This is a genomic window from Bradyrhizobium hipponense, from assembly GCF_008123965.1.
In the GTDB taxonomy this organism is placed as follows: Bacteria; Pseudomonadota; Alphaproteobacteria; order Rhizobiales; family Xanthobacteraceae; genus Bradyrhizobium; species Bradyrhizobium hipponense.
Map to the genome: position 1 here is coordinate 1 of NZ_VSTH01000104.1, position 6,227 is coordinate 6,227.

Here is a 6,227-nt window from a genome sequence, read left to right on the forward strand (position 1 = left end):
ATCTGGGCGCGTCGCTCGCGACGGGCTCCGTAACCTCTCCCGCTCGCGGGAGAGGTCGCGCCGAAGGCGCGGGTGAGGGCTCTCGCCTCTTGGGGAATCCCGATGCGGAGACACCCTCACCCCAACCCTCTCCCGCAAGCGGGCGAGGGAGCGCACCTTCGCCTTGGCGACAATCGAGCCTCATCTCAGCATGCTTCAGGCCTCAAGCTCCGCAGCGTCTGCCTTCAGCATCTTTTCCAGCGTTTCCAGCCGGTCCGCCTCCCGCGGCGGCTTGTCCCAGCGCAACCGGCTGATGCGGGGAAAGCGCATGGCGACGCCGGATTTGTGCCGCGGCGAGCGCTGCAGACCCTCGAACGCAACTTCCAGCACCAGCCCCTTGTCGGGCTCATGCACGACATGCCGGACGGGACCGAATTTTTCCGTGGTGTTACGGCGGACGAAGCGGTCGATCTGGAGCAGCTCCTCGTCGGTGAAACCGAAATAGGCCTTTCCGACCGGCACCAGCTCGTCGCTGGCCTCGCCCTCGGTCCAGACGCCGAACGTGTAGTCGGAATAATAGGACGAGCGCTTGCCGTGGCCGCGCTGCGCGTACATCAGCACGGCATCGATGATGTGGGGATCGCGCTTCCACTTCCACCACTGCCCCTTCGGACGCCCCGGCAGATAAGGCGCATCTCGCCGTTTCAGCATCACCCCTTCGACGGCGTCTGCATCCTCACCCGCGCCGGCGCTGGCCGGATTGGCGCGCGTCGCCGTGAGCGCATCCCAATTCGCGAAGGGGACGGTCGGCGACAGATCGATGCGGGGATCGTCGAGCTTCTCGATGAACGCCTCCAGCCGTTCGCGCCGCTCGGCAAAGGGTAATTCGCGCAGATCGTTCTCGTCATCGCCGAGCAGGTCATAGGCGCGCAGATGGATCGGAAACTCCTTGATCAGCTTTGGCGAGACGACCTTGCGGTTGAGGCGCTGCTGCAGAACGTTGAAGCTCTGCACGCGGCCCTCGCGCAGGATGAGGAGCTCGCCGTCGATCGCGCCGGGCAGGCGCAGCGATGGCACAAGATCCGGAAAGCTGCCCGTGATGTCCTCGCCGGTGCGCGAATAGAGCCGCGCGGTGATGTGGCCGCGATCGTCGCGGCCGGCGACCGCCTGCACGCGGATGCCGTCCCATTTCCATTCGGCGATGTAGTCGGCGGGATCGAGGTTTTGGAAATCCGTGTCCTCGATCGCATGCGCCAGCATCACCGGACGGAACGGTGCGGGATCGCGGTTGACCGGCTTGTCGCCGCGGCCTTCCAGCCAGGCGAACAGGTCGAGATAAGGCGGAGAGAGGCCGGGCCAGATCAGCTCGATGTCATGCGGATCCCTGTCGCCGAGCGCCGCGGCCGCAGTTTTCGCAAGCCGCGCAGAGATGCCGATGCGCAAGGCACCGGTCACGAGCTTCAGCAGGGCCCAGCGCCCGGTCTCGTCGAGCTCGTCGAGCCAGCGCTCGAGCTGTCTTGGCAGCTCGGTCTTGCCGAGCGTGCGCAGTGTTGTGACGACTTCGGTCAGCGTTGGAGGTGGTGGATTGTTGTGGTTAGGGGCGTGGGAGGACTCATCTGCGTCTCGCCCGGAGCACCCCCCTCCCTGACCCTCCCGCACAAGGGGGGAGGGAACGGCGAGAGCTGCGCGTCCATCACCTTGGGAATTGCTATCAGCTGTTGTGCTCGGTGGTTGCCGCGTGCGCAACTGCGCTCCCTCCCCCCTTGTGGGGGAGGGCAGGGGAGGGGGGTAGCCCGGAAAAGACTGCTCGCCACCTCCCGCGCGCTTCGGCCACATCAACGCCACCGTCTCCGAGAGGTCGCCGACATAATCCCAGGACAGCCCGAACAGCATCGGATCGGTGCGCGCCGCGATCAGCTCGCGGATCAGCGCGGGCTTGGCGTGCTTGAAGCTCAGCGCGCCGGTCAGGGCCGCCAGCGCATAGCCGCGGTCGGGATCGCCGACCTCGCGGAAATAGCTGGTGATCAGTCGCAGCTTGTTGTTGCGGCCGGGCTCGTAGGCGAGACGGTCCAGGAGTTCGGCGAAGCGGTTCATGCCTCGGCCTCGCCTTGAAGCGGCGTCTCGCTCTCCTCCTCGTCGCCATAGCCGACGAGATCGAGCGGCCGTGCCTGCAAGCCTCGGCTCCTGCACCAATGCACCAGCGCATCCTCCTGGCCATGGGTGACCCAGACCTCGCCGGCGCCGGTCGCGGCGATGGTCGCGGTGAGGCCGTCCCAATCGGCGTGATCGGAAATCACCAGCGGCAGCTCGACCCCCCGTTGTCGCGCGCGGGCACGCACCCGCATCCAGCCCGAGGCGAACGCAGTCACCGGATCGGGAAATCGCCGGGTCCAGAGATCCGAGGTCGCCGACGGCGGCGCTAGCGTGATGGTGCCGGCGAGCGCCGCCTTCTTCACGCCCTTGACCGGCCGCAGCTCGCCGAGCGCAATCCCGCGGCTCTGGTAGTAATGCGTGATCTTCTCCATCGCGCCATGCAGATAGATCGGCGCGTCGTAGCCAGCCTGCCGCAGCAGCGCGATCACGCGCTGCGCCTTGCCGAGCGAATAGGCGCCGACGAGATGCGCCCGCTCTGGAAACAGCGCCACGGAGGCCAGCAACTTCTTGACCTCGTCGGCCGCATCGCCATGCCGAAACACCGGCAGCCCGAATGTCGCCTCGGTGATGAAGACGTCGCAGGGCACCAACTCGAACGGCGCGCAGGTCGGGTCTGGCGCGTCCTTGTAGTCGCCAGAGGCGACGATGCAGGTGTTGTTGCAGCTCACTGCGATCTGTGCCGAGCCGAGCACATGGCCGGCGGGGTGGAATTTGACGCTGACGTCGCCGAGCCTGACCTCCTCGCCATACCGGATCGCTTGCGTCGAGCCGGCGAAGTTGTCGCCATAGCGCAGCCGCATCATGTCCAGCGTTTCCTGGGTCGCCAGCACCGCGCCATGGCCGGCGCGGGCGTGGTCGGAGTGGCCGTGGGTGATCACGGCCCGCTCGACCGGGCGTACGGGGTCGATATGGAAGCCGCCGGGCTTGCAGCACAGGCCAGCGGCGACCGGCATCAGGATGTCTTGCGGACGCATGCGAACGATATAGGCAGCCGACGCCCCGAATTCATCCGTCATGCGCGGGCTTGACCGGCGCATCCATCCTCTTAAACAGTGCTTTTTTTGATGGATTGCCGGGCGCCCGGCGATGACGAGCCGAGTTCCATGCCCCTGCGCCTGTTTCAGTCCTCCGGCGATCTGATGGCCGACCGCCGCTTCGAGTTCGCGCGCGACCTCCAGCTCAAGGGCGATCTGTCTGCCGCCGCCGACCTCATCGAGCAGGCGATCGAGCTCGCGCCGAATTTCACTTCGGCCTGGTTCACGCTCGGCGAAATCCGCGGCCAGCTCGGCGAGCGCGACAAGGCCATCGCGGCGTTTCGAAAATCGCGGGAGTGCGACCCGAGCGATCAGCATGGCGCGCACCTGCATCTGATCCGCCTCGGCGACGAGCAATTGTCCGAAATGCCAAAAGCCTATGTGCAGGCCTTGTTCGATCAATATGCGCCGCGCTTCGAGCACGTGCTGATCAACGATCTCGGCTATCGCGCCCCGTCCCTGATCTTCAAGGCGGTGCTGGCCGCGCGCGTCGCCGCGAAGAAGCCGGCGCTCTTCAAGCGCGCCATCGATCTCGGTTGCGGCACCGGGCTGGCGGCAGCTGCGTTCGCCAAGCAGGTCGATCATTTCACCGGGATCGATCTGTCGCCCGGCATGATCAAGCAAGCGCGCGCGACAAATCTCTACGCCGAGCTCGAAGTCGCCGACATGATCGAGGGCCTGCGCGGCAAGAGCGATGTCGGCGCGAACCTCGTCGTGGCGGCGGATGCGTTCGTCTATCTCTCCGATCTTGTGCCGGTGCTGGGCGAAGCCAGGCGCGTGCTTGCATCCGGCGGCGTGCTCGCCTTCACGCTGGAGACGCATGACGGCAGCGGCGTCGTTCTTGGCGCAGGCCTGCGTTATGCCCACGCAGCGGAATATGTACGCGGTGCGATCGTCCGGGCCGGGCTCAAGCTCCTGACTCTGGAGTCCGGCTCGCCGCGGATCGAGAACAACGAGTCGGTGCCCGGCATCGTCGTCGTCGCCGGGAAAACTTGAGTCTAGGCGCTACGGCCGTACCGATTTGAGCGTCATTGCGCCGCAAGGCAGCGACTTCTCGCTTGCGAGGCGTGCTGCGATGCCAGCACAATGCGCCCACCAGGGAGAAAACGATAATGACGAAGAATCCATCGCGGCGCGATTTCAGCGCCGCCGCGCTCGCCACCATAGCCGCATCCACTTTGCCCGCGCCTCATGTCTGGGCCGCGGACAAGAAATACGATGCAGGCGCCAGCGACACCGAGATCAAGATCGGCCAGACCGTGCCGCATTCCGGCCCCGGCTCGCTCTATGGCGTGCTCGGCCGCGTCGGCGAAGCCTATTTCCAGATGCTGAACGAGAAGGGCGGCATCAACGGGCGCAAGGTCAAGTTCCTGACCATGGACGACGCCTACAGCGCGCCGAAATGCGTCGAGGCGACGCGGCGTCTGGTCGAGCAGGAGGAAGTGCTTGCACTCTATGGCTCGCTCGGCACCGCGCCGCAGACCGCCGTGCACAAATACCTGAACTCCAAGGGCGTGCCTCAGCTGCTGCTCAATACCGGCGCGTCGAAGTGGAACAACCCGAAAGAGTTCAAATGGACCATGGCGGGCCTGCCGCTGTATCCGACCGAGGCGCGCATCCTCGCCCGCCACGTCGTGAGCGTGAAGCCGAACGCCAAGATCGGCATTCTCTACCAGAACGACGATTTCGGCCGCGACTTCCTTGGTCCGTTCAAGAAGGTGCTGGCCGATGCCGGCGGCACCGCGCAGGTGATCATGGAGCAAACCTACGATCTAACCGATCCGACCGTCGATTCCCAGCTCATCAATCTCTCCAAGTCGGGCGCCGACGTGTTCTACAACATCTCCACCGGCAAGGCGTCGTCGCAGTCGATCCGGAAGGTGGCGGAGCTCGGCTGGAAGCCGCTGCAATTGCTCTCGGCCGGCTCGACCGGTAAGTCCATCCTCAGTGCGGCCGGCCTCGAGAATGCATCCGGCATCGTCGCGATCCGCTATTCCAAGGATTCCGGCCCCGGCCCGTGGGAGAACGACAAGGACGTGATCGCGTTCGACACGCTGCGCAAGAACTATCTGCCGAACATCGATCCCGACAACACCATCGCCTATGCCGGTTACGGCCAGGCCGTGAGCATGGGCGAGATCCTGCGCCGCTGCGGCGGCGAGCTCACGCGCGAAAACGTGCTCAAGCAGGCGGCAAACCTCAACGGCTTCCATTCGCCGTTCTTCCTCGACGGCGTCAACTACAGCTACACGCCCGACGATTACACGCCGATGAAGACGCTGTTCATCTCGACCTTCAATGGCAAGGACTGGCAAGTCTCCGACAAGCCCGTGACGGAGTAGCTTTCTTCCCTTCTCCGCTTGTGGGAGAAGGTGGCACAGGCGGCCTTTGGCCGCCGTTCTTAAGAACGCCGAAGCGAAGCTTCGGCTATGGCGCCGGATGAGGGGTTGCATCCGCGAATTCAATCGTGAGACGTTCGTTCGCGGAGAAATACCCCTCACCCGTCTCGCCGCTTCGCGGCGATCCACCCTCTCCCCACAAGGGGCTAAGCTGTGCACACATCTTATGACTGACCAGCGGCATCGATGAGAATCACGAGCTTTTCAATGCCCGCTGACCGACTGACATCAAGGCCGTTTCAAAACCGGGGGTCATCTAAGTCCCTGTTCTTGAGTCAGTTTTCGAGACGTGTGCACGCCTTAGCCCCACAAGGGGAGAGGGGACGGCGTCTCGCTCATCGCGGCTCCACACCCCCTCGACGAACCCACCGCCACGGCTTACCTGTGATGCCGTGCCGCCCCGCATCCTCACCGCATCGGCCGAGCCGGTCGCATTGCTGCCCGATCGCTTCCAGCAATGGTTTGCGGCGCGTGGCTGGGCGCCGCGGGCGCACCAATTGGCGCTGCTGGAAAAGGCGCGCGAAGACCGCTCCGCGCTGCTGATCGCGCCGACCGGCGCCGGCAAGACGCTCGCGGGATTTCTGCCGACGCTGGTGGAGCTGAGCGGTGAGACCAAGCTCTCGCAACAATCTCCCTCGTCACCTCCCCCCTTGCGGGGGAG

General features: G+C 65.1%; 5 protein-coding genes. 3 read left to right on the forward strand and 2 right to left on the reverse strand.

The genetic code is table 11. The features are described 5' to 3' along the window. Positions 1 to 195 precede the first annotated feature (195 nt). Together FXV83_RS28740 and FXV83_RS28745 are read right to left on the reverse strand one after the other, a co-directional pair. On the reverse strand, positions 196 to 2,073 hold the full coding sequence (locus FXV83_RS28740) for an ATP-dependent DNA ligase (RefSeq protein WP_148742981.1): 1,878 nt from the start codon (positions 2,071 to 2,073) through the stop codon (positions 196 to 198). Next, on the reverse strand, positions 2,070 to 3,107 hold the full coding sequence (locus FXV83_RS28745) for a ligase-associated DNA damage response exonuclease (RefSeq protein ID WP_148742984.1): 1,038 nt from the start codon (positions 3,105 to 3,107) through the stop codon (positions 2,070 to 2,072). The genes FXV83_RS28740 and FXV83_RS28745 overlap by 4 nt, the downstream gene beginning before the upstream one ends. A gap of 129 nt (positions 3,108 to 3,236) precedes the next feature. On the opposite strand from FXV83_RS28745, the gene FXV83_RS28750 reads away from it, so the two are divergent. The 3 genes from FXV83_RS28750 to FXV83_RS28760 form a co-directional block, all read left to right on the forward strand. Further along, entirely contained in the window at positions 3,237 to 4,163 is a 927-nt protein-coding gene (locus FXV83_RS28750; protein ID WP_148742982.1) for a class I SAM-dependent DNA methyltransferase, read from the forward strand. 116 nt (positions 4,164 to 4,279) lie between these two features. Then, positions 4,280 to 5,509 (forward strand): ABC transporter substrate-binding protein, encoded by a 1,230-nt coding sequence (locus tag FXV83_RS28755; protein ID WP_187436230.1) that lies wholly within the window; start codon positions 4,280 to 4,282, stop codon positions 5,507 to 5,509. A 449-nt stretch (positions 5,510 to 5,958) separates the two neighbouring features. Next, positions 5,959 to 6,227, forward strand: a 269-nt coding sequence (locus tag FXV83_RS28760) for a DEAD/DEAH box helicase (RefSeq protein WP_148742983.1), incomplete at its 3' end; no start/stop codon positions are given.

Coding starts and splice junctions, on each gene's coding strand:
- FXV83_RS28740 (WP_148742981.1), bottom strand. CDS start 2,073: ATGAACCGCTTCGCCGAACTCCTGGACCGTCTCGCCTACGAGCCCGGC.
- FXV83_RS28745 (WP_148742984.1), bottom strand. CDS start 3,107: ATGCGTCCGCAAGACATCCTGATGCCGGTCGCCGCTGGCCTGTGCTGC.
- FXV83_RS28750 (WP_148742982.1), top strand. CDS start 3,237: ATGCCCCTGCGCCTGTTTCAGTCCTCCGGCGATCTGATGGCCGACCGC.
- FXV83_RS28755 (WP_187436230.1), top strand. CDS start 4,280: ATGACGAAGAATCCATCGCGGCGCGATTTCAGCGCCGCCGCGCTCGCC.